A 22212-nucleotide genomic window follows, 5' to 3' on the forward strand; every position below is an offset into this window, starting at 1 on the left:
CGTCACCACCGATCCGGGTGCGCCGCCGGGCCTCCCCCGAGATCGGCGGCGACAGGAAAGGAGCACCATGCCGCAGTGGCGAGTACGCGATGTGATGACCACGGAGGTGATCACCGTCCCCGACGACGCGTCGGTCGCAGAGATCGTTGCCATGCTCACCGAACAGCAGATCACCGCCGTGCCGATCGTCGACAGGTTTGACGCCGTGCTGGGCGTGGTCTCCTGGACTGACCTGCGCGACAAGATCGACATCGCCGCGGCGGACGGTAAGCCGCATGTCAGTTGGTGGTGCCGGTGGGCGCCGCCGCTGGTGCAATGGCCGGACGGCACCGCCGTGGAGGTGATGAGCGGCCCGACGCTGACCATCGCAGCCGACGCGTCGCTGCCGGCGGCCGCCCGGATGATGTACCGCAGCGAGGTCGGCCGACTGCTGGTCGTCGACGGCGACAACCGGCTACGCGGCATCATCACCCGGTCGGACCTGCTGAAGGTCCACGCCCGGCTCGACGCTGTCATCCATGACGAGGTGATCGACCGGGTCCTGCGCCGTCCACTGATGATCCCGCCGGGAGCTGTCCAGGCCACCGTCGACGACGGTGTCGTCACCCTCACGGGGAACACCGCACGCAAGTCGACCGCCGTCGCCGCCGCACAGCTGACCGAGGCGGTCCCCGGCGTCACCAACGTCGTCGACGAACTCACCTTTGACGTCGACGACACCGTCGCGGCCCCTCCAGCGCGCCAGGCGGCCGAACGTGACCCCCTACTCGGCTGGTGGATCGGGCGCACTCCCACCTGGTCAGCCAGCCGGGCACCCGCAGCCCGCACCGGCAACTACGACGAACAGACCGCGACCCGATCGGCGGCCCCGCAATGATCATGCCGCTGGCGGGCTCCGCTCCCGGCGCCGATGCCATCGTCTCCACAGGGGGACGCAACGGCACGATCGTCGACCTACGCGACCGGGCACCGGATACGCCCGGGCGTCCGCCGGACGCCGACGGCTTCACCGGCGACATCGTCGATGAGTGGGGCCGGGATTCCTTCCCGGCCAGCGACCCGCCAGCCAACTGGTGACAGCGACGCCGACGCCGACGCCGAGGGGAAGTGACAGTGCGGATCCCGCAGCCCGCGGGGACGGCGCACACAGGCCCCCACCCGGAACGCCTCGCGGCAGCGGTCGTCCGGCGACACCGGACGCCGGCATCGCCTCGGGGATGTGATCGGCCCAGCGGCGTCCCACACGAATTCGGATACGAGGTGAGCATGGACATCCTCAACGAGCACGACCTGCTCCGGGTGGCCGACCAGCGCGGCGGCACACGGACCTCCATCTTCCTGCCGACCCACCGCAGCGGGCCGCAAACCGAGCGCAACCGTATCCGGCTGAAGAACCAGCTCAAACACGCGCACCACGCGCTGCGCGCCGACGGCATGCCCACCGCGCAGATCGAGACGCTGCTCGAGCCAGGACATCGGATCCTCAACCTGGTCGGGCTGTGGGACCAGCCCAGCGACGGCCTGGCCGTATTCCTCAGGCCCGACGGTCCCCGTCACCTGGGGGTTCCGTTGCGGTTGCCCGAACTGGTGACCGTCGGCGATCGGTTCGTGGTTCGGCCACTGCTGTCGCTGTTGAGCACGGGCGGCCATTTCTACGTCCTGGCGCTCAGCCGGGCTCGGCATCGACTGGCTGGTCTTCCGGGTGCTCAACGCCGCGGAACTCGCTCTCGCCGCCACGCTCACGCTGGTGGTGCTCACGAGCACGGCCGGCAGGTCCACCGTCGAGGGCGTCCCGACGACGGTGTTGATTGCCCTTTGGACGCTGTTGGTTGTTCAGGTAGCGGTGGTGCGCCCCCGCTTGGACCGTCGCGCCCAGCAGCTCATCCAAGGCTACGACCCACCGCGATCGCACCTGCACCTCGCCTACATTGCCGCCGAGCGCGCGAAAGTCCTGCTCCTGCCCACATTCGGGATCCTGCTCGCCCTGCGGCTGATGCCATGAGTCCGTTAGCCGACGCCGAGTCCGTCGGCCAGCGAACCGAACGCGGCCCGCACGATCCGGCGACCCGTCGGCTCGGTCCTGCTCGAACCGAACGACGACCCCCTGTCTCGTCGGAGCAACCAACGCCAGCTTTCGCGTCCGGTGTGAGCGGCGCGCTATCCGGTACTACGCCAGCGCTGTGAGAAAGGGCCTACACCATGACCGCAGAAATCCACCGGCAGCCGCTGATCAGCGACGGGCTGCCCAGCCAGCTGCTTGACCTGGACCCGGCCGAAACCCAGGAGTGGCGGGAGTCGCTCGACGCGGTCGTGGAGCACGCGGGCACCAATCGGGCGCGGTACCTGATGCTCAGCATGCTGCAACGGGCTCGCGAACAGCACGTCGGCGTGCCCGGCCTGCACAGCACCGACTACCTCAACACCATCCCGCCCGCTCTGGAGCCACCGTTTCCCGGCGACGAAGACATCGAACGGCGCATCCGCGCCTACATCAGATGGAACGCCGCGATCATGGTGCACCGGGCGCAGCGACCCGGGATCGGGGTGGGCGGACACATCTCCACCTACGCCTCGGCCGCGTCGCTGTACGAGGTCGGGTTCAACCACTTCTTCCGCGGCCTGGCCGCGGAGGGCGGCGGCGACCAGATCTACTTCCAGGGTCACGCCTCCCCGGGCATCTACGCGCGAGCCTTCCTCGAGGGCCGGCTGACCGAACACCAGCTCGACGGGTTCCGTCAGGAGCTGTCGCATCCCGGCGGTGGCCTGCCGTCCTACCCGCACCCGCGGGTGATGCCGCACTTCTGGCAGTTCCCGACCGTCTCGATGGGCCTCGGCGCGATCAACGCCATCTACCAGGCCCGGTTCAACCGCTACCTGCACCACCGCGGTATCACCGACACCAGCCAGCAGCGAGTGTGGGCGTTCCTCGGCGACGGCGAGATGGACGAAATCGAAGCGCTCGGCGCGATCAGCGTGGCCGCCCGCGAGGAACTGGACAACCTCACCTTCATCATCAACTGCAACCTGCAGCGCCTCGACGGCCCGGTCCGCGGCAACGGAAAGATCATTCAAGAGTTGGAGGCGTTCTTCCGCGGCGCCGGCTGGTACGTCATCAAGGTGGTCTGGGGCCGGCAGTGGGACCCGCTGCTGGCCGCCGACACCGACGGCGCGCTGGTCAACCTCGTGAACGTCACCTCGGACGGCGACTACCAGACCTACAAGGCCGAATCCGGGGCGTTCGTTCGGGAGCACTTCTTCGGCCGCGACCCGCGTACCGCAGCGATGGTCGCGGAGCTATCCGACGATCAGATCTGGGGACTCACCCGCGGCGGCCACGACTACCGCAAGCTGTACGCGGCCTACCAGGCCGCCGTTGCCCACACCGGTCAGCCAACCGTCATCCTCGCGAAGACGATCAAAGGGTGGACGCTCGGGTCGCACTTCGAGGGTCGCAACGCCACCCACCAGATGAAAAAGCTCACCCTTGAGGACCTCAAGGGCTTCCGGGATCGGCTGCACCTCGACATCCCCGACGCGGCCCTCGACGACACCCTGCCGCCCTATTACCGACCGTCGGACGGGTCGCCGGAGCTGGACTACCTGCACGAACGACGCAGCGCCTTGGGCGGATACCTGCCGGCCCGGACCGTGCCAAACCGGCCACTGGCTCTACCAGCCACCACGGCGTACGCGATCGCCGCCCGCGGCTCCGGCCGGCAGCAGGTAGCCACGACGATGGCGTTCGTGCGGCTGCTCAAAGACCTGATGAAAGACCCGCACATCGGGCACCGGTTCGTGCCGATCATCCCGGACGAGGCCCGCACATTCGGGCTGGATGCCCTGTTCCCGTCCAAGAAGATTTACTCCCCACACGGACAGCGCTACCTGTCCGTGGACCGGGAACTCATGCTCAGCTACCAGGAAGACACCAAGGGCGTCCTGCTGCACGAGGGCATCACCGAAGCCGGAGCCACGGCATCCTGGACCGCGGCCGGCACCGCCTACGCCACCCACGCCGAACCGATGATCCCGATCTACATCTTCTACTCCATGTTCGGGTTCCAACGCACCGGCGACGGCTTGTGGGCGGCCGCCGACCAGATGACCCGTGGCTTCCTACTCGGCGCCACCGCCGGCAGGACCACCCTCAACGGCGAGGGCCTCCAACACCAAGACGGGCACTCGCTGCTGCTGGCCGCCACCAACCCCGCCTGCGTCGCCTACGACGCCGCGTTCGCGTTCGAACTCGGCTACATCACCCGCGACGGCCTGCGCCGCATGTACGGCGAAACCCGCGACGGCGAGGACCCCAACGTCTTCTACTACCTCACCCTGTACAACGAACCCATCACCCAGCCCGCCCAGCCGACCGACGTCGACGTCGACGTCGACGTCGACGGCATCCTGGCCGGCATGCACCTGTACAAGCCCACCGCCGAGATGGACGGGCCACGGGCACAAATCCTCGCCTCCGGCATTGCCATGCAGTGGGCGCTGCAGGCACAACAGCTGCTGCACGACGACTGGGGCGTCGCCGCCGACGTCTGGTCGGTGACCTCCTGGACGGAACTGCGCCGCGAAGCGCTCGCCGCCGACGCCTGGAATTTGACCCACCCCGGCCAACCACGCAAAACCCCTTACATCACCAGCCGCCTCGCCGCGGCGCCGGGCCCGGTCACCGCCGTGTCCGACTGGATGCGGGCCGTCCCCGACCAAATAGCACCCTTCGTGCCCGGCACCTGGTCCTCACTGGGCACCGACGGCTTCGGACACTCCGACACCCGCCAGGCGCTGCGCCGCCACTTCCACGTCGACGCACCCGGCATCGTCCTGCGCGTACTCACCCAACTCGCCGACCGTGCAGAAATCGACGAGTCCGCGCCGAACAAGGCGATCGCGCTTTACCGGCTGAACGAGATCCACGCGGCCACCCCCGACAACACCGAACACTCCGCCGAGTAGAGACGAGACCGAACCAGCTGTTGTCGCCGACCGTCTTGCCCCCGCGCCGAACCCGACCTCACCGCGCAGGCCGCCGCCGAATTGGAGTTCATGCAGACCGGCAGCACGCCGGACGGCTGGGCCTGCGAAGCCTTCCAAGAGCACCCGAAGGGGCGCGGAACGCGATCGCCAACGCGAGGACCAGGAGTTCACCGGCCAGGGTTCCACCGATCACCACGGCATTGCCCAGGTTCCAGCAGCCGACCTGTGACCAGCTGCGGCACGGCTCTATCACATCGTGTCGCCGGAGCCGGGCCTCATGGCGCATTGCGTCACTCCACCGACCAGCACAAGATAGGCCGCGAGCCAGCTGCCGTGAGGCAGGCCGAGTGGTCCGGTGACCGCAGCGACCAGACCACCGAGCACGACAGAACAGATGCCGATCGCGCTCAGGACGGTTGCCGGGTTCGTGGGTGGACCGCGCCGCGGCTCGGACAGCGACCTGTCGCTCCATTGTCCGCCAGCGCGTTGTTAGGTGTAGGCCCTGCCGGTTCGGATGACGCAGTCATCCCCGGGCGTCCGTGACAACGCTCAGCAACACCGCGGAGTCGTCGATCGCGGCCAGGTCATGGCGGGCCGGCGGGATGACCACATAATCACCCGTGGCCGCTTCCCAGGAGTCGTCGCCGACGCTCAGACGTACCCGCCCGGCCAGCACCTGCAGCGTTGCCTCGTTAGGGCTTTCGTGCTCGCCGAGCGCCTGGCCTGCCACCAGGGCGAGTACCGTCTGGCGCAGCGCGTGTGTCTGTCGGCCGTGGATCGTTTGGGCGCTACGGCCCGCCGACGAGACACGAGCCGCGGCAACGTGCTCGTCGGCCAAAGCGGTCAACGACAAGACATTCATCATGATGCTCCAATAGAGCTGAGGTGAGCCACGCACAAGCCTGGCTCGGCTCGGTAAAGGGGTCGAGCCGGTCGACCGTGATGGGCGAGGCCCACCGTGGGCCATACGACTCGGCGCGGCTTGGATGTCGTCGACGGCATGGCGCGCCGCGCCGAGCCGAGTCCGCGCCAACTCCTGCGACGCGCCGGCGTCCAGCAGTCCGGGCGATCGGTGGGGAGCCGACGCCGGCCGTGGCGACGAACTCCTCGCGGCGCGGGGTCGCGCAGAAGCGTCAAGCGGCGCAGCATTCACCGTTGCGGGCCGGGCGCTGACGCCCGAATCTGCTCGGATCGTCCGAGGACGTGGGCACTGGCAGGGTCTGTGAGCGGGCCGGGGGCTATGGTGGTGGCCGCCGATCATCTGTCGAGCGGATGTAGCCGGTAAGCCAGATAGCCGCGCTCACGCCGGCCACACCCAACGCGATGAGCGCGACTCCCAGGCTGGTCATCAGCACCGCCAAGGCCATGATCAGCGCGGCTGTGATCAGCCAACCGGGTGCGGACGTGCCACGCCACTTGTGTGGGCGGCTCTGCATGACCTGACCGAATCGATCGGCGAACTCGGGGTCCTCCAACCGCAGTCCGCGTTCGATCTCCGTCAACCTGTGCTGTTCTGCGTCGCTGAGCATGCCTGCTCCTTTCCGACTGGCGACCGTCCGCGACGACCTACTGCGGAGCCGGCCTTGTGGCGTTCTCCTTTGCGCCCGGTGCAGGCGGCGGACAAGACCCGCCGCCGTCGATTGGTCGTTTGTCAATTGACAGCATCCGGCTTGACCGGCTCCATCGACAGGGTCGACAACAGCAAACTGAGAAAGTCGGACCTGCCGAACTCCGGCAACAGTCGGTCACACCCTGCCGATAGCCAGCCGACCCGGGCTGGGCTGACGCATCGGCACTACGGCAAGACGTCAAACCACGTCGCGGGCCGCGAGGACCACCATCACCAGGCACGGTGCCCACTCGATCACGTTCCGCGACGTCGAGCCCACCACCAGCCCACGGAATCGGAATCCCCTGAGGCCTGGCGAGCCGACGACCAGCTGCTTGGCCGAAGTGCGGCGAGCGAAGCTGAGCATCGCGTGAGACGCCGACCAGCACCCCACCAGGCGATCCGTCGATCAGGCGAGTGGTCACCGACAAGGTGGGGTGATCGGTGCGGACTTCATGTGCGGTCTGGGCCAACAAGGTCCAGCATCGCCGCCCGGGGTCCTTGATCGCGCTGATCGTACGGAGCGTGGAAGGGCGGCCCGATCACCGTCCAGCCAAAGGCATGCACGATGCGCAGAGCGCACCGCTGACGTCGTTGCTGTAACCGGCCCTTCGGCGAAGACCCGGAACGGCAACCCTACGGTGGACAGATCAACGACCGGCGCCGCCAACCCGCGGTCAGGGACGGCGCGGCGTGTTCCCCTGATGTCGGCCCACCGCGCGGCCGCTTCCCGCAACAATCGGTTCGTTGACGGTGTGCTGACAGGGTCAGCGACGGACACGTTGACGGCCAAATCTGCCGGTCACGAGCAACGCCGTCACGGCAGCGACGAAGGACACCCGGCTTGGGCGGCCCTCTGGTTGTATTCCCTGGGTTGTCAACGCCGGCTCAACCTTGACCCCTCCGTTCCGGGCAGGTTCCGGGGCGGAACCATGGGGTCAGTTTTCACGCGGAACCGACACGGCCAGGCCACCAGGTGGCCGCGCAGCGGCGTCGCGGCATCGCCCGTTGTTTCTGTGCGTTTGGCGTCAGAGATGCTCTGACGGCACCGCTGAGGTGTCGACCACCTCAGCGAGGGGAAGCCGTGGTGTTCGCGCCGGTGGTCCGTGCTGTTCCGGGTCTGCGATCCCCAGCCGTAGGGCGAGGTAGGGATGGCCGAGTCCGGCGAGCAGGCGCCACAGTGTGTGCCAGGTGCCGGCGACCTCGACGACGCCGCTGAGCGGTACCACTGACACGCCGATGGTGGTGGCGGTCAACCAGGCCGCGGACAGCGCCTCTCCGGCGCGGAGCCAGTCCTGCGGTGTGTCACCGTCGCCGAACAGCAGCGCATAGACCGCGGCCCAGTCGTGGCCGGCGCCGACCGGCAGCGTCCCTGCCCGGCCGAAGTCGCGGCTGGGCACGGTGGTCTGCGTGGCGTGGTCGGGCAGCACGCTCGCGGGGAGTCCGGTGCCCGACGGCCTGGCACGGCCGGTCCAGTACATCAGCTCCGCTGCGATCTGCGCGTCGCCGGCTTCCACCGCGGCGGCCCGGCCTGCCGCGGAACCCAGGTCCGCCACGTTCTCGGAGGTGAGGACATGCAGGTTGCCTTCCGCGCGGGCCGCGGCCACGATGGCATGCAGCGCGACGTCGGGTATTGGCCGCTCGCTGACGGGCCGCCGATCGGTGTGCCGGATGCGCATCACGTGCGCGAGGCGCAACGCCTCCATCGTCACCGGAGCGCGGCCGTTGACCACGAGCGTGGCCAGGAGGTCAGGATCGCTTGCTTCCGGTAGTCGGGTCGCGTGCGCCACCCAACCGTCAGCGGCGAGTGCGATCCGGGCGTGGTGCAGGGCGGCCCCGCAGCTGAGCATCAGCTGCCGGCCTTGAGGATCTCCGGCCGCCAGCTGGCGGCTGCGGTTGGCGAACAGGTCCAGTCGATGGGGGTGTACCCGCCACAGCCACGGTTGAGTGTTGAGGATCGACGGGGCGTCTCCGGCCGCGGTAGCGGCGTCGGCGAACGCGACGGCGGGGAGCCGATCGATGGCAGCCGTCTGGTGTCTCATGCTCGGACCTCCGGGGCGTCTGTATGCCGCGCACGCCCGGCAGTCACGCGGTGGTCGGGTCGCGCGGTGCCGGCGGCGTCGGGTGCCGGGTCGTGTGCTGTTCGGGTCTCGCGCAGAAGGTCGATGAGGACGGCCGCCTGGCTGTGTTCGACCTCGTTGGTGGGAGTCGGCATCGTGACGGGCCCGGTGCGGGCCAGTTTCCGGAGCCGGTCGACGATGGCTGCGGGTTGCGCTTCGCGGAGTTCGATTAGATAGCGGCGACGAAATTCGTTGTACCGCTCGGGTTGGTGGCCGTACCAGCGGCGCAGCTGCGTGGACGGAGCGATGTCCGGCCATTCGTCGAGGTGGACCGCTGCCTTGGTCAGAGCGCGCGGCCATACCCGGTCCACCAGCACCCGAGCGTCGTCATCGGGTGACGGATCGTCATAGACCCGGCGGAGCCTTACCTGCCTTTCCATGGGTCCTCCTCGAAGTGGGTCGCGCGGGGCCGTTCGCGGCCATGGTGCGTGGTGTCATCGTCAATGTTCGCGCCGTGCGCGTCGCTGGACAGGTATCTGGCCAGCACCTACGACCGTCCCAGATTGCCGGTTCCCGGCAACTCGGGATTGATGGGACCGGGTACCGACCCCGGCATCGGTGGGACTACGTGGCGTCCCCGCGACAGGGGTCAGACGCCGATCGCATCGCCGTGTGGATCGGGTCCGTCCGGCGCACGACGAAGCGCGCCATGATCGGGCTCGGGTCCGGTCCGCCGTGCGGCGGTTGCAGCCGTCGAGGTGTCATCGGCCCGCAGTGGTGGTCGACGATCCGGCCGCCTCGGTGCACCACCAGCTGACCTCGCCTCGACGGTCGCAGTCGCCGGCATTGCGAGGTACCGCTGCGACTGTTGGGCGGCGGCTCTCGACCGTGCCCTCACGTGTGCACAGGGTCCGCAAATGGTGAACGACATCAATGCGGGCGCCGCTTCCGGCGGTCGGCGCAATAGGGCTCTGTGCTTGCCGACGGTCGGCAACCGGGCACACCAGTGTTGACCGGTGCGGCCCCGTGCCATCCCGCTTGGGGAGGCCCAGGCTGGACCCGACGGGTTGTTCCGGAAAACGAGCCAGGAGGCGAACGGTGACGAGTCACATGCTGACCCTGTATCGACGCTTGCGCCGCGCCGGGAACGGTGCTCCGCCGCCCGGGTGCCCCGGGATGCGTCGCCGATCGCATCCGATACGGACACCGAACGGCGATCACCGCAGCGGCCAGGCCCGGCTGTGGAGCGTCGAGCACGGCGGTCACGCCGCGGCCGGCGACCTGGAAGCGCTGAGCCGACCGCCCGCAATCACAGGCCTGTAATCCCCGCAAAAGGCATGACCCACACCGTGGTGGCGCCGCGCCCAGACGCTATTCCGTGCGGGGGTAGTCGGCCATCCGCACCGTTATCCGGACCGCGGAAAGGACCATTGAGATGACCAGCACCGTACAGAATCCGATCGAACTGCTTCGCGACAACCTGGAGGAGCAGTTCCAGCGGAACACCGACCAACTCGCCGAACTCACCCTACGCAGCCGGCAGCCGGGCCGCAGCGGCTATGACCGCGACGCGCTCGCCGCGCTGATCACGTCGGCCCGCCAGACGGTGTCCGACACCGCCCAGGCGCTGCGGCGTATGGCCGAGGGCAGCTACGGCACCTGCGAACGCTGCACCGCCGACATTCCGCTGCAACGACTGGAGATCCTGCCGCATGCCCGGTTTTGCATGCCGTGCCAGCGCGCGCAGACCGGCTGACGCCGACGGTAGGCGCGCATTGCACGGCACCGGACCCGACAGGACATCAGCATACGAACGGAGGCCTCCATGCGTTTCTCCTTGGTCCGACATCAGCGCGACGACGGGGTGGTCACGCTGGTCCCTGCCGGTGAGGTTGATATGGGCGCCGTCGGCACGCTGGGGTCCGCCCTTCAGGACGCGCTGTCTGCACCGGACCGCGTAGACGTGGTCGTCGACCTGGCCCGGGTGACGTTTCTGGACTGCGCTGGCATCGGAGCGCTGGTGGCCGGCCGCAACACCGCCGTCAGTCGCCGATGCGGCTTCACGGTGGTCAACCCGCAGCGGCAGGTGCTTCGGGTCCTGGAGCTCACCGGTGTCCTCGGCGTCCTGACCGGACGCGCGCAGCCGGCACCGGTGCCTGCGCGAGCAACGCGGTCACGACGATCCGGGCGCCGCCGCGACGACCGGCGAGGAGCGGCGGCACGGTCGCCCGCCGGTGTTGCCTCGCGAACGACTAGGAGTTGGTGATGGAAAAGTGGTCGTTGACGGCACTCGCCGATGGACTGCTGAGCTACGCGCTGACTGCGCCGAACGGCCGTGGCATGCGCACGGTTGATGGTGGACGTCCGTACCTGCTCGACCAGACGATGATTGCGATGGCTCGTGGCCAGAGGTTGGACGAGCACGACAACCTGGGTGCTGCCACCGTGCAGGTGCTGCGCGGCCGGGTGCGGGTCACTGTCGGCGATGACACGACCGACGGCCGCCCCGGAGAGTTGCTGATCATGCCCGGCGTCCGGCACACGGTGACCGCACTGGAGGACGCGGTCGTGCTGCTCACCGTCGCGGAAGGTCCGACACCGATCCCGGCTGACGCTGTGGACACGCATCTGGTCGCTTCGTACGAGCGCCAGCACGGGCGCCGACGCTGGCCCGTGAACGCATCTCTGCCCGAGCCATGGCTAGCCACGACGACGTATCGCAGGGAGACAATTCGATGAAGCAACGCGTGTTCGTGATCGTCGGGGCCGGGTTGGCCGGGGCGAAGGCCGCGCAGACGCTGCGCGAGACCGGATTCGGCGGCGAGATCGTGTTGCTCGGGGAGGAGCCCGAACAGCCCTATGAGCGGCCGTCGCTGTCCAAGGGTCTGCTGCTGGGCACGGCCGACCGGGAGTCGGTGTTCGTGCACGAGGCCGGCTGGTACGCCGAGCACGCCGTGGACCTGCGCACCGGTACCCGACTGACCGGGATCGACCGGGCCGGCCGGCAGGTTGAGCTGGCCGGGGGTCAGCGTATCGGCTACGACGCGCTGCTGCTGGCTACCGGTGCGACCCCCCGCCGCTTAGAAGTGCCCGGCGCCGACCTCGACGGGGTGCTGCCGTTGCGGACCCTGCCCGACAGCGACCGGATCGCGGTCGCGCTCGTCGACGGCGGCCACCTGGTGGTGGTGGGTGCCGGCTGGATCGGGCTGGAAGTCGCTGCCGCCGCCCGCCAGCGCGGTGCCACCGTGACCGTCGTGGAACGCTCCGAATTGCCGCTGCTGCGCTTACTGGGGCCTGGCATCGCCCGGGTCTTCGCCGATCTGCACCGCGACCACGGGGTCACGTTCCGCTTCGGTGTCGCCGTGCAGGAGTTCCGTGGCGAAGGCCGGGTGTCCGCGGTACTGCTGGGCGACGGCACCGAGCTGCCGGCCGACGCGGTCGTCGTCGGAGTCGGCGTCGGTCCCAACGTGGCTTTCGCCGAACGGGCCGGTTTGGCAGTCGACAACGGCGTCGTCGTCGACCAGGCGCTGCGCAGCAGCGACCCGCGTATCTATGCCGCCGGGGACATCGCCAACGCCTACCACCCGCTGTACGACACGCATCTGCGCCTCGAGCACTGGGCCACGGCGCTGCACTCCGGTCCGGCCGCCGCCCGGTCCATGCTGGGCGTCGAGGTCGTCTACGACCGGCTGCCCTACTTCTATACCGACCAGTACGACCTGGGCATGGAGTACACCGGCTACGTCCCGCCCGGCGGGTACGACACCGTCGTGGTGCGCGGCGACCTCGCCAAGCGGGAGTTCATTGCGTTCTGGACCGCCGGGGGCCGGGTGATGGCCGGCATGAACGTCAATATCTGGGACGTCACCCCTCAGATCCAGAATCTGATCCGCGGCAAGAAGCCGGTCGACCTCGCCCGGCTCGCCGACCCCGGCATCGCCCTCGACGACGTCACACCCCTCGACGCACAGCCGTTCGCCGCCGGAAGGAGCAACAGATCATGACCAGTAACCCGGCCGCTGCGATCGTCGTAGGCATTGACGGCTCTCCGCCCAGCGCGCACGCCCTGGACTGGGCCGCCCGGGAGGCCGTCGCCCGGCACCGCCCGCTGCGGATCGTGCACGCGTTCCGATGGCCGCTGACCAACGAACTGATGGGCTCACCCGTGGTGGGCCCACCCGTGGTGGGCCCACCCGACGCCGGACTCCAGTACGCCGCCGAACGGGTCCTGTCCGCCGCGGCCGGTCGGGCCCGAGCCGCCACACTCACACTGGACGTCAGTACCGACCTGCCGGCGGACGTGCCTGCAGCAGCGCTGATCGACGCCTCCCACGACGCGGACCTGCTGGTCGTCGGCCACTGCGGTCTCGGCGGGTTCACCGGCCTGCTCCTCGGATCCGTCGGCGTGCAGACCGCCGCGCACGCCGACTGCCCGGTCATCGTCATCCGCGACAGCGACAGCGACAGCGACAGCGATGATGGCCATGGCCCCACCCGAGCCGAACCGGCAACCGGTCAGGTGGTGGTTGGCGTGGACGACTCGGACCTGTCGAGCCCGGCCGTCGACTTCGCCTTCGCCCACGCCGCCCTGCACGGTTTAGGCGTGGTGGCGGTCCACACCTACCAGCGGCCCCCGGCCCCGGCACCCGGCGCATCGCGGGTCGCCGCGTCCGATCCCCGGCACCAGGAGGCCCGCTCGGGACCGCAAGCCAGGTCACTCAGCCGGGCAGGTCCATGGCCGTCCGAACCGAGAACCAGCCGCGCTGCTCCCAATCTGCTCCCAACGTAAGCCGCACATCCCGCAAAGCCCATTACCCGTGACTCCGGTAACGGGCTTCTGACCTGCAAAAACTGAGAGTGGGCGATGCTGGTACCGACCCAGTGACCTCTTCGGTGTGAACTCTCGGCAGCGTGATCGGATCGGGCTTGATGGGGAGGTGAGACGGCCTGCTGGCGTGCCTCTCGGCTCGGTTCGGCTGGCACCGTTGCTGTACTTCGCTGCTGTACTTCTGACCCCCTAGAGGGCATCGGTGCTCAAACCAGGCCGAGGCCAATGGCGAAGTCGGTGATCGTCGTAGGGGCGTCTGCCCGTCGGGCAACCTCGGCGACGACACGCCGCACCGCCGGCCGGTGCCGTATCTCCGATGGTGCGAGGTTGTCGACCAGCAGCAGGCTCCGAGCCGCCGTGGTCACGTCGCCGATCTGAAGGTACGCGCGAGCGACGTCGACGAGATAGGCAGCACGATGTTCGAGCGGCAGCCATCGCCATCCCTCTCGTTCGACGACCTCCTCGTGCTGCGTAACCGCGCGCTTCCCGTCGCCCAGCTCGATTGCCGCGGTGATGCGGGCCAGATCAACGGCCACGGGCCCGAAGGCGGTGTGATGGTGGTCGTGTCCATCGCCCACCCGCATCGCCATCTCCGTCGCCTCGTTCAGCAGGCCACCAGCGTCGCGGTCGTTGCCCGCTCTAGCCGCTGTCAGGGCAGCCTGCACGAGCAGCGACCCGCACAGGGACAGCTCCTGCGGTGCGCCGTCGTTCTGATCGGCTGGCGCAACCCGGTACGCAGCGGCCAGCATTACCGACCTCGACCGCGCCGACGCGCGCAGCACCTGGCCGAGTTGCACCGCCGCACAGGCCAGTAGCACCGGATCACCGATGGCAGCGGACATTGCCCGATCGGCAGCCAGCCAGGCGAGGCTTGCCTCGTCCAGCTTGACCAGCAGCGCCGCCGTCACCCGATACGCCTCCACCACGGCCGTACGGTCAGCGCCCGACTCCTGTGCTTGATGCCGTTGAACACCTGTCAACAACACCGGCAGTTGCTCGATCAGCTGCGGATACCGTACGTGCTGGTAGGTGGTCCACGCGTGCCCGACGGCCCGGCCCAACTGATCAGGTGATGCGTCCCGGCAAGCATCCGGACCGCTGTTCGTCATCCCGTACGTGGAAAGGGCCGCCCGAACCTTAAAGACGCCTTCCGCGCGCTCGACCAACTCCACGGATCGAGCGTCCCGTCCGAGCAGTGTCGCGGCGTCGACCCGAAGAACCGCAGCGACCTCCCGGATAGTCGAAACCCGCTCCAGGGACCGCACCCCGCGCTCGACTTTGTCCACCCAACTCTTGGACTTCCCCAGTCGATCCGCGAACGACTGCTGCGACAGCTTGCGCCGTGCTCGCAGGTAGGCCACGCGCCGGCCAATCGGGACCGAATCACCGGTCACGACGCCACCGCCGATCCGGCACCGCCCGCGTCGTTTCCTCAACCGGGATGCGGTCCGCCTCGGCCTGCTCCAGAATCCGCTTCCTGGCTGCTTCCTGCTCCGCTGCCTGCACCCGCTCGCCTGTCCTGTCGCCTGCGGCGTTGTCACTCATCCCTGCCTCCGCAGTGCTTCCGCTCCTGCCTCATGTGGGATCTACTCTGGTGACCGCGCGACTACGCTCGAAGCACCTCGATGCTTTCAGGACCTTTCACAGGGGATCCGATGGATGACCTCGGTGCGCAATTGAGGCAGGCTCGGCTTGAGGCCGGCGTGACACTGGCCTCCATCGCGGCCCGTACCTGCTACTCGGCCTCGCATCTCAGCAACGTCGAAGCGGGACGTCGGACCGCGACGCCGGACATTGTGCTCGCCTATGCGCGAGCGTTGGGAGAAGCCGACGTGAGACGCAGAGACCTCCTCGCCGCAGCCACCATCGGCCCGATCGCTGCCAACGACTTGATCCGTAACGGCTTCACCGCCGCGCTCGCCGGACACCGCGACGGCGTCGATCGTTGGCGTGACCGCGTCGACCAGTACGGCCGCGATTACATGGAGATCGGCGCGGACTCCCTTCAGATCAGGCTGGCCAACGACCTCGTCGTCATGCAACAGCAGCTCGACAGCCCGATCATGTGGGCCACCGCAGCCCGCGCCCTGACTACCTACGGAAAGACGACGAAGGATCCCACCGAGGCCATCGGCTGGTACGACACCGCCCGCGTCGCCGCCGACCGCTCCAACGACCTCGCCGTCCGCGTCTGGGTACGCGGCCGAGCCGCCATCGCCCTGGCCTACGAGGGCGCCGCACTCCCCGTCGCGCAGCGCTACGCGGACGAAGCGATTGGCTTGTCCGACCGTCCGTCACTCGGCCAAGTCCAAGCGCTGATGGCCCGCGCTCACATCGCCGCCGGACGAGGCGACACCGCCGCAGCCATCGCCGCAGATGAAAACGCCCAACGTGTCTTCGAGCGCACGGCCTCACCCGATGGCGAGATCTCCGACGCCGCCGTACCCGCTTGGCGCATGGCGACCTTCCGATCCATGCTCTACGCTCGCCTCGGGCTCATCCGACGCGGCGAGCAGGCCCAGATCGACGCCGACCGTCTCCGGCCCGCCTCGCTGACCCGCTTCGCCACCCATATCGAACTTCATCGCGCCCTCATGATGGCCAAAGCCGGCGACGGACCCAGCGGACTGACACACGCCCGACTCGCATGGGCTGCACTACCGACCAACCGCCGCTCGCAAACCCTCGGCCTCGTCCTCCGCGAAATCGAGAGAGCCGCGAGGCAGCGACGCTGAACCAGCGAATAAACGCCTCCCCGTTTGTAAGCTCTGTGCACCTCGTCCGCGCCCGTTTGGGAACGGCTACACGCCCGAAGCTTCGTCCATGCCCGCACTCGTTAGCGCGTTCGCGTCCGGCGCGGTTGCTGTCAGCGTTTCTGTCGACAGCCATCTCGCAGGGGACCCGGGCCGACCCCCGCTCGGGGGATGCGTGGACGTCCGGCGTTGCTCGCGCCCGTCGTCACCCAGTTGGCCGCCCAGCTCAGGTTCAGACGTTGAAGCGGAACTAAGACCCTCGGCACGCCCACCAGCGGCAACAGCCGCTGACGCCTGCGTACGTGCAGTCTCACGCTGCCACGGTTGGCCACTGGTTGACGACGTTTGACGTTGTCTTGTGCCCCCTGCGTGCCCCACGCCGTCACCACCGGCCCGCGTCGCGGTCAACTCTCGTCAGGCTGCCGTCCAGAGCCAAGCAGGCCCTCTCGTCAGCCAGCCGACGTGCTCCACGTGGATCTTCGGTCCTGTTGCTGTCCGTGTGGGTGATATACCCTCCTGTGATGGTGGCGGGCGAGCTACGGCAGCAGACCGGCAGCATTGGCGTAGATAGAGCTAAGCGGTGGCTGAACTACTCGACCCGCGTTGCGTCGATCTACACAAACACTGACAAGGTGTTTAAAGACCTGCTGCATTTCGAGTGGCCCTATGGCGGCCAAGGCTTCAGCTTTGACCTGGGGGGCAAGTTGCGTGGGGGCAATCTGCATGACAAGTCGTTTATGGCCGAAGTCAAGGCATATCGCTATGAGATGGACTCAGCTACGGAGTACCGGAAATTCATCGCCGAATGCTACGTAGCATTTCAAGAAAAGCCCGACCGATGCGAAAATCTGATATGGCTATCCTGGGCTCCTTTTCAAGCGCAGAGTTGGCACAAGCATCGGAGTGCGGAGTCCATCAAGAAGCACCTTCTTCACGCTGACAACACCTTTCGGGTCTTTGGAACAGAGTCGGCCGAGGAAGCGCAAGGAAAACTAGACCCGCAAGTGATATACGAATTAACCAATCGCTTGTGGCTGCTGACGCTCTGCGACGAGCAGGAGGGTCTAGTAATCACGAGCGACCACTACCAGCGGGTTACGGCGTTCATGGGCATCGGGGAGGAGTCCCAATGAGCGGCGAATTCAGCGCAGCTCTACGTCATGCGCTAGATTTCGACACACCGGATCGGCGCATCGACTCCTTGAAAACCAGCGTCAGCAACTTCCTGCGATCCGGCGACCCATCTGCCCGGGTCAGGAAGACTGAATACTTCAACCATACTTTCGCGCCAGACCTAGTGCTGACCTGGCCGGAGGAGCATCGGGAGAGGCTCGTCTTTCTGCGCACCGATCCAAACCCAGAATGGCTAGCAGCCGATCTCAAAATCATCGCCCCCAGTCACCCGATTATGATCACTCTGGACGACTTCGGATCCGGACAGGATTCAGCCGCCCACGAACGCTTGGTGATGGCCGCGAAAGAAGCTCGGGCCCTTATTACGGATCCGGATGCGATCGAGGAATTCGTGTCCCCTCGCGTCCCGATTACTTCGGTACTTACGAACGCCGTCATCCGTGGTGGCATGGGCCTGGTCGATGAGCAGGCCGCGAGGGGTGCGACGGAATCAGCCATCGCGGGGTTCTCTGCTGCGGAGCATTTGGAGGCGGAGCCGATCAGGTCGGCGCTCGTAGCAGCCGAAGGCATGTTGGACGACGAGCAGGCCAACCGATTCAGTCGTCTCTACCGGGCAGTCTGGGAGGGACAGGGCGGGACTCCCGAAGATTTTCCATCCCATCGCAACCTGGCCGGCCCATTAACAGGCAGGGACCTGTCTCTTCTTCTTGCAACCCTTACAACTGATGATGTGCAATTCTGGCGCAGGATCGGCCGTAGCGTCCGACTCGAACAAGTAGTAGCCCTGGGGCCAGAATCAGGACCGAATCTAGGCCACCTAGTCGAAGCGAATCTGGATCGACTGCTAGCTCGTGGAGCGCGTGTCTTCGGCCAAACCGGCGCGTCGAGTTCCGAGGGCCAGCGTGCTAACTGGGGAGTAGAGAAGGACTGTCTAGCACTGCGCGGTGACGGCTGGATCGCCTACTTCGCCGCCAGGTCAAACGACTTGCCTCCGCCTGAGACACGACGCGGCGTGTCGGTTACTACCTTGATTGATGGCATCCGCCAACTCGGAGTCCGCATGACGGATGTCAAAGTGCAGCAGGCCAACTTCGCCATCTCGATCCAAGCTGTTGGCAATGCCGACGTTGTCGACAGTCCAGACTTCGGCCAACTAGTGGCTCGTGGCGACTCCGTGGCCCAGACGGCCGCAATAGAGATGTCTAGTGGACGTAATCTAATAGCGGATTTCGTTACCGGAACGGCCATGGGTCACACCAACGCTTCTTTTCCACTTGACGAACTAGCGCAAGCCGCAGTTCGACTTCTACTTGAGTTGAGCCATCGGACTGTGCCCGATGCTGACGTGAGGCTGGTCTCTGGCCGTGATCCGATAGCAATTCAGGACCCGCTTTGGGAATGACCTCCTCATAAGCCACCCTGCCATCCCGATGCTCCTATAGACGTCACCAGCGACCCCTTGACCCCCAGGCAACCCACAAGGCTCGATGAGCTGTATCCCGAGCGGCGTCTAGCTGCGACAACCATCCACCAAAGTCCGTGGATGTCCGCCGCCGCGCGTGCCCGTCGTCACCCAGCTAGTCACCCATCTACTCGGCACACGAACTATCCCGACCGTGGTCACTCACCACGAACGCTCGCTGCGGAGTCAACCGCCCCAGACTGGCCCGGCACTGGTTGATTGAGCAGTTTCGCCAGGTTGTTCCGGGCGCTAACGTGGCCGACGTCGATGGCTTGGCGGAGCAGCGCCTCCGCCTCATTGAGCCGGTCACGCTTGGCAAGCAGAATCGCCAGGTTGCTCAGGGCCTCCACGTGGCCGGCATCGATGGCTTGGCGGAACAGCGCCTCCGCCTCCTCGACATCCCCGACCCGTTCACGCTCAGCCAGCAGAACCGCCAGGTTGTTCCGGGCGCTCACGTCGCCGGCATCGATGGCCCGACGGAACAGCGCCTCCGCCTCATCGAACCGGTCACGTTCGGCCAGCAGAACCGCTAGGTTGCTCAGGGCCTCCACGTGGCCGGCGTCGATGGCTTGGCGGAATAGCGCCTCCGCCTCATCGAACCGGTCACGCTCGGCCAGCAGGGCCGCCAGGTTGTTCAGGGCGTTCAGGTGGCCGGCGCCGATGGCCCGGCGGTACAGCGCCTCCGCCTCGTCGGCCCGGGCCTGCTTGGCCAGCAGGTTCGCGAGGTTGTTCAGGGCGTTCACGTGGCCGGCGTCGATGGCCCGGCGGTACAGCGCCTCCGCCTCGTCGGCCCGGGCCTGCTCGGCCAGCAGGTTCGCGAGGTTATACAGGGCGCTCACGTCGCCGGCGTCGATGGCCCGACGGAACAGCGCCTCCGCCTCATCGAACCGGTCACGCTTGGCAAGCAGAACCGCCAGGCTGTTCGGCGCGTCCACGTGGCCGGCGTCGACGGCCCGGCGGAACAGCGCCTCCGCCTCCTCGACATCCTCGACCCGGTCACGCTTGGTAAGCAGGATCGCCAGGTTATAAGCGCCGTTCACGTCGCCGGCGTCAACGGCCCGGCGGAACAGCGCCTCCGCCTCCTCGACATCCTCGACCCGGTCACGCTCAGCCAGCAGAACCGCCAGGTTGTTCAGGGCATCGTGGTGGCCGGCGTCGATGGCCCGGCGGTACAGCGCTTCCGCCTCCTCGACCCGCTCACGGCTGGCCAGCAGAGCCGCTAGGTTGAACATGCTGCGGGCTTCCCCGGCCTGAGCACCTCGCCAGCCGGCAAGCTCGGCCATATCCAGCTTCCCCGCCGTATAGGCGCTTGCCGTAAGACTCCAGCAGACTGCGGCGTCGGCGTGCTCAGCGATGTGACGGCGAACCTCGTCGGACACCGCACCAACGTCCGGACTTGATGAAGCATGTTCAAGAAGAATGTCGGAGATCCGGTAACCATCGGTGATGCCGATTTTGTATCCGGATGGAGCGAGAGCAGCGATATCACCACGCACGGGCTGACACGCCCATGCCAGGGCCTCGGCGAACCAAGCATTAGGCGTGGCAGTGGCGCGCTGTCTTCCGGTGAGATACCGCTCGGCCAGGGTCTGCAGCAGAGGAGCGGGGATTGGCTCAGGATGCCCACACCGGCGGGTGTCGACGCCTGCAGAGATCACCGCCTGTCCATACGCGTCGCCGCCGTGACGCCACCGCCGGATCAACTCGCGTGCGCTGGCCAACGTCGCCGGTAATGCTCGCCCCTGCTCACGCTGCACCGCCTCGGCCAACCGAGGATCACCGCCACTCAGCGCCACCGCCCGATCCCATTCCGCATCGGAGAAAACTGGCACTACATCGATCTGCTCTGCCATGCCCATCACCTTGCGAGCGTCAGCAAACAAGTCCGCCTCAACAGCGCCTGGCGGGTGGGTGAACCGGTCCCGCTTCTCCGGCCAGGTCGTGCCTATCAGGATTACCGGCCCGTTGTCCGGCAGCAACAGCCGCCGGATCAGCTCCGAGGTCAACCGACGTTGGCGGGAGCTGAGGCCACCGCTATCCGAGGTGGAGACGGCGGTACCCGCGCTGGCTTCCAACAGTTCGTGAAGATCGTCCAACCACACCACGGTCCGCCGCAGGCCGGTGCCAGCGTCCAGCAATGCATCCGGGTCATGCCCCGCCGACCACAGGCACAGCCGCCACTTGCCCAGCATCTGCTGCATCGCCTCAGCAGCACACCGGGTCTTCCCAGACGCTGGCGGGCCGACCAATAGCAGGAAACCACCGGTGGCACTCATCCGGGTCAGTGCGGTGCGCACGTCCACGTCACGATCCCGAGGCACATATAACGGCAACTCCGCCGACAGCCGGTCATCCGCCGAGACCTCCAGGGGAATCGCTGGATGAATACCCAACGCCTGGCGCGCGCTTACATCCCGCACCAACGGCATTGCCGTCGCCCTCGGCACCGGTCCGACGCTGGCCGGCGAGACTGAGGGCCTGGCAGCCGAACGTGCGGTTAACGTGGCAATCAACAGGGAGGCGAAGCCCGCAAACCAGGAAGCCCGCTCCACCCAGTCCCAAGCCTTAGCCGCGTGGCTACCATCCGCGAAGAACCCTGTCACATTAAGCCGGATGGCTAGAGCCACCCCAACCGCGGCAAAACCCAGCAGCCCCCAGAACCATGGGGACTTTCCCACCCGTGACCCGGCCATCCGACCATCATGCCCACCGCGACGTCCCTCAGAAACGACTGGTATCTGACACTGCGACCCTGACCGACGCACATCGCCCGCTGGCGACACCACAACCAACCGCCGTCCCGTCTGCCATCGACCCGCCCTCCTGGGGAGCGGGCCGCCGCCCGGCCCGCCGCGTCAAGCGGACCATGACGGCTCGTACGGACGCTGGCGGGTCGGGCGGTGGTCTGCTCGGCTCGCCCGGGTCGACGGCAGACGGGATGGCTCCCACCGCGACCACCCACGGACCGCAAGCCGCCGACGACCGTCCGGCCATCCTGGAGCCGGAGCGCCCCGCAGGAGGCGTAGTTACCGCAACCCCGCCACCGACCGCCGCGTCGCCGACGCGGCCGGCGTGCGCTCACCTACGCCGCGCGGGCTCGTGGCCACGCGGCCCGGCCGGCTGCCGGCCCACCACCCGGCAGACGCTTCCCTGTCGTTCTGCGGCGGCCCTTTGGGCTTCCCGCTTTCCGCGCCAGCCGCCGGGCGTGTTGCGTGGCTGGAGTCGGAGCGCCAGCGGAGTGAAGGACGCGCGCCCAGGCGGCGGCGCGTGCGGCCCGTTCAGGGCCGCCTTGATAGACGTACAGCAAGTCCTCCCACACCGCCGGCAGCCGGCCGTTCCACCTCCATCCGGCGACATCACGGCGGGTTGGCGTGTCGGCACCC

General features: G+C 67.5%; 20 protein-coding genes. 12 read left to right on the top strand and 8 right to left on the bottom strand.

Annotation, left to right across the window (positions count from 1 at the left end):
• Nucleotides 1-67: 67 nt before the first annotated feature.
• The 4 genes from AB0K35_RS02335 to aceE all read left to right on the top strand — a co-directional run bounded on the left by AB0K35_RS02335 (nucleotide 68) and on the right by aceE (nucleotide 4962).
• Nucleotides 68-877 carry a CBS domain-containing protein gene (locus AB0K35_RS02335; protein WP_238667774.1) on the top strand — a complete coding sequence of 270 codons (810 nt, stop codon included), beginning with the start codon at nucleotides 68-70 and terminating at the stop codon, nucleotides 875-877.
• The gene (locus AB0K35_RS02340; RefSeq protein ID WP_363883175.1) at nucleotides 874-1077 is read left to right on the top strand and encodes a hypothetical protein; all 204 of its coding nucleotides are present in this window, start codon (nucleotides 874-876) and stop codon (nucleotides 1075-1077) included. Before AB0K35_RS02335 ends, AB0K35_RS02340 begins: the two co-directional genes overlap by 4 nt.
• Before the next feature lie 625 nt (nucleotides 1078-1702).
• On the top strand, nucleotides 1703-2002 hold the full coding sequence (locus AB0K35_RS02345) for a hypothetical protein (protein ID WP_363883178.1): 300 nt from the start codon (nucleotides 1703-1705) through the stop codon (nucleotides 2000-2002).
• A 197-nt stretch (nucleotides 2003-2199) separates the two neighbouring features.
• Nucleotides 2200-4962, top strand: coding sequence for a pyruvate dehydrogenase (acetyl-transferring), homodimeric type (gene aceE / locus AB0K35_RS02350; RefSeq protein ID WP_363883181.1), 2763 nt, complete (start codon nucleotides 2200-2202; stop codon nucleotides 4960-4962).
• 544 nt (nucleotides 4963-5506) lie between these two features.
• On the opposite strand, the gene AB0K35_RS02355 is transcribed toward aceE, so the two are convergent.
• The 5 genes from AB0K35_RS02355 to AB0K35_RS02375 form a co-directional block, all read right to left on the bottom strand.
• Nucleotides 5507-5845: a cupin domain-containing protein gene (locus AB0K35_RS02355; RefSeq protein ID WP_363883759.1), complete on the bottom strand. Its 339-nt coding sequence runs from the start codon at nucleotides 5843-5845 to the stop codon at nucleotides 5507-5509.
• Between the two features lie 376 nt (nucleotides 5846-6221).
• Nucleotides 6222-6512, bottom strand: coding sequence for a DUF3040 domain-containing protein (locus AB0K35_RS02360; RefSeq protein ID WP_363883184.1), 291 nt, complete (start codon nucleotides 6510-6512; stop codon nucleotides 6222-6224).
• 279 nt (nucleotides 6513-6791) lie between these two features.
• Complete coding sequence (locus AB0K35_RS02365) at nucleotides 6792-6959, bottom strand: universal stress protein (protein ID WP_363883187.1); 168 nt, start codon at nucleotides 6957-6959, stop codon at nucleotides 6792-6794.
• A 661-nt stretch (nucleotides 6960-7620) separates the two neighbouring features.
• On the bottom strand, nucleotides 7621-8634 hold the full coding sequence (locus AB0K35_RS02370; protein WP_238667780.1) for a nitroreductase: 1014 nt from the start codon (nucleotides 8632-8634) through the stop codon (nucleotides 7621-7623).
• The gene (locus AB0K35_RS02375; RefSeq protein WP_363883190.1) at nucleotides 8631-9092 is read right to left on the bottom strand and encodes a DUF488 family protein; all 462 of its coding nucleotides are present in this window, start codon (nucleotides 9090-9092) and stop codon (nucleotides 8631-8633) included. Before AB0K35_RS02375 ends, AB0K35_RS02370 begins: the two co-directional genes overlap by 4 nt.
• Before the next feature lie 995 nt (nucleotides 9093-10087).
• Here AB0K35_RS02375 and AB0K35_RS02380 point away from each other — a divergent pair.
• From AB0K35_RS02380 to AB0K35_RS02400, 5 genes are all read left to right on the top strand, one after another.
• The gene (locus AB0K35_RS02380; RefSeq protein WP_363883193.1) at nucleotides 10088-10408 is read left to right on the top strand and encodes a TraR/DksA C4-type zinc finger protein; all 321 of its coding nucleotides are present in this window, start codon (nucleotides 10088-10090) and stop codon (nucleotides 10406-10408) included.
• A gap of 69 nt (nucleotides 10409-10477) precedes the next feature.
• Nucleotides 10478-10918, top strand: a complete 441-nt coding sequence (locus AB0K35_RS02385; RefSeq protein ID WP_363883196.1) for an STAS domain-containing protein — start codon at nucleotides 10478-10480, stop codon at nucleotides 10916-10918.
• A 14-nt stretch (nucleotides 10919-10932) separates the two neighbouring features.
• A complete protein-coding gene (locus AB0K35_RS02390) occupies nucleotides 10933-11391 on the top strand; it encodes a cupin domain-containing protein (protein ID WP_238667784.1) in 459 nt (152 codons plus the stop codon).
• Entirely contained in the window at nucleotides 11388-12656 is a 1269-nt protein-coding gene (locus AB0K35_RS02395) for an FAD-dependent oxidoreductase (RefSeq protein WP_238667785.1), read from the top strand. The genes AB0K35_RS02390 and AB0K35_RS02395 overlap by 4 nt, the downstream gene beginning before the upstream one ends.
• The gene (locus AB0K35_RS02400; protein ID WP_363883200.1) at nucleotides 12653-13441 is read left to right on the top strand and encodes a universal stress protein; all 789 of its coding nucleotides are present in this window, start codon (nucleotides 12653-12655) and stop codon (nucleotides 13439-13441) included. The genes AB0K35_RS02395 and AB0K35_RS02400 overlap by 4 nt, the downstream gene beginning before the upstream one ends.
• 245 nt (nucleotides 13442-13686) lie before the next feature.
• Here AB0K35_RS02400 and AB0K35_RS02405 read toward each other — a convergent pair whose 3' ends face one another.
• Both AB0K35_RS02405 and AB0K35_RS02410 read right to left on the bottom strand, forming a co-directional pair.
• Entirely contained in the window at nucleotides 13687-14874 is a 1188-nt protein-coding gene (locus AB0K35_RS02405) for a helix-turn-helix domain-containing protein (protein ID WP_363883203.1), read from the bottom strand.
• Entirely contained in the window at nucleotides 14864-15025 is a 162-nt protein-coding gene (locus AB0K35_RS02410; protein WP_363883206.1) for a hypothetical protein, read from the bottom strand. The genes AB0K35_RS02405 and AB0K35_RS02410 overlap by 11 nt, the downstream gene beginning before the upstream one ends.
• 110 nt (nucleotides 15026-15135) lie before the next feature.
• On the opposite strand from AB0K35_RS02410, the gene AB0K35_RS02415 reads away from it, so the two are divergent.
• The 3 genes from AB0K35_RS02415 (at nucleotide 15136) to AB0K35_RS02425 (ending at nucleotide 18769) form a co-directional block, all read left to right on the top strand.
• Nucleotides 15136-16215, top strand: a complete 1080-nt coding sequence (locus tag AB0K35_RS02415; RefSeq protein ID WP_363883209.1) for a helix-turn-helix transcriptional regulator — start codon at nucleotides 15136-15138, stop codon at nucleotides 16213-16215.
• Nucleotides 16216-16754: 539 nt separating this feature from the next.
• Complete coding sequence (locus tag AB0K35_RS02420; RefSeq protein WP_363883212.1) at nucleotides 16755-17366, top strand: hypothetical protein; 612 nt, start codon at nucleotides 16755-16757, stop codon at nucleotides 17364-17366.
• Nucleotides 17363-18769, top strand: a complete 1407-nt coding sequence (locus tag AB0K35_RS02425) for a hypothetical protein (protein WP_363883215.1) — start codon at nucleotides 17363-17365, stop codon at nucleotides 18767-18769. Before AB0K35_RS02420 ends, AB0K35_RS02425 begins: the two co-directional genes overlap by 4 nt.
• A gap of 218 nt (nucleotides 18770-18987) precedes the next feature.
• On the opposite strand, the gene AB0K35_RS02430 is transcribed toward AB0K35_RS02425, so the two are convergent.
• Nucleotides 18988-21132, bottom strand: a complete 2145-nt coding sequence (locus tag AB0K35_RS02430) for a tetratricopeptide repeat protein (RefSeq protein WP_363883218.1) — start codon at nucleotides 21130-21132, stop codon at nucleotides 18988-18990.
• Between the last annotated feature and the right edge of the window lie 1080 nt (nucleotides 21133-22212).

This window comes from Micromonospora sp. NPDC053740 (assembly GCF_040677775.1).
Lineage (GTDB): Bacteria > Actinomycetota > Actinomycetes > Mycobacteriales > Micromonosporaceae > Micromonospora > Micromonospora alfalfae.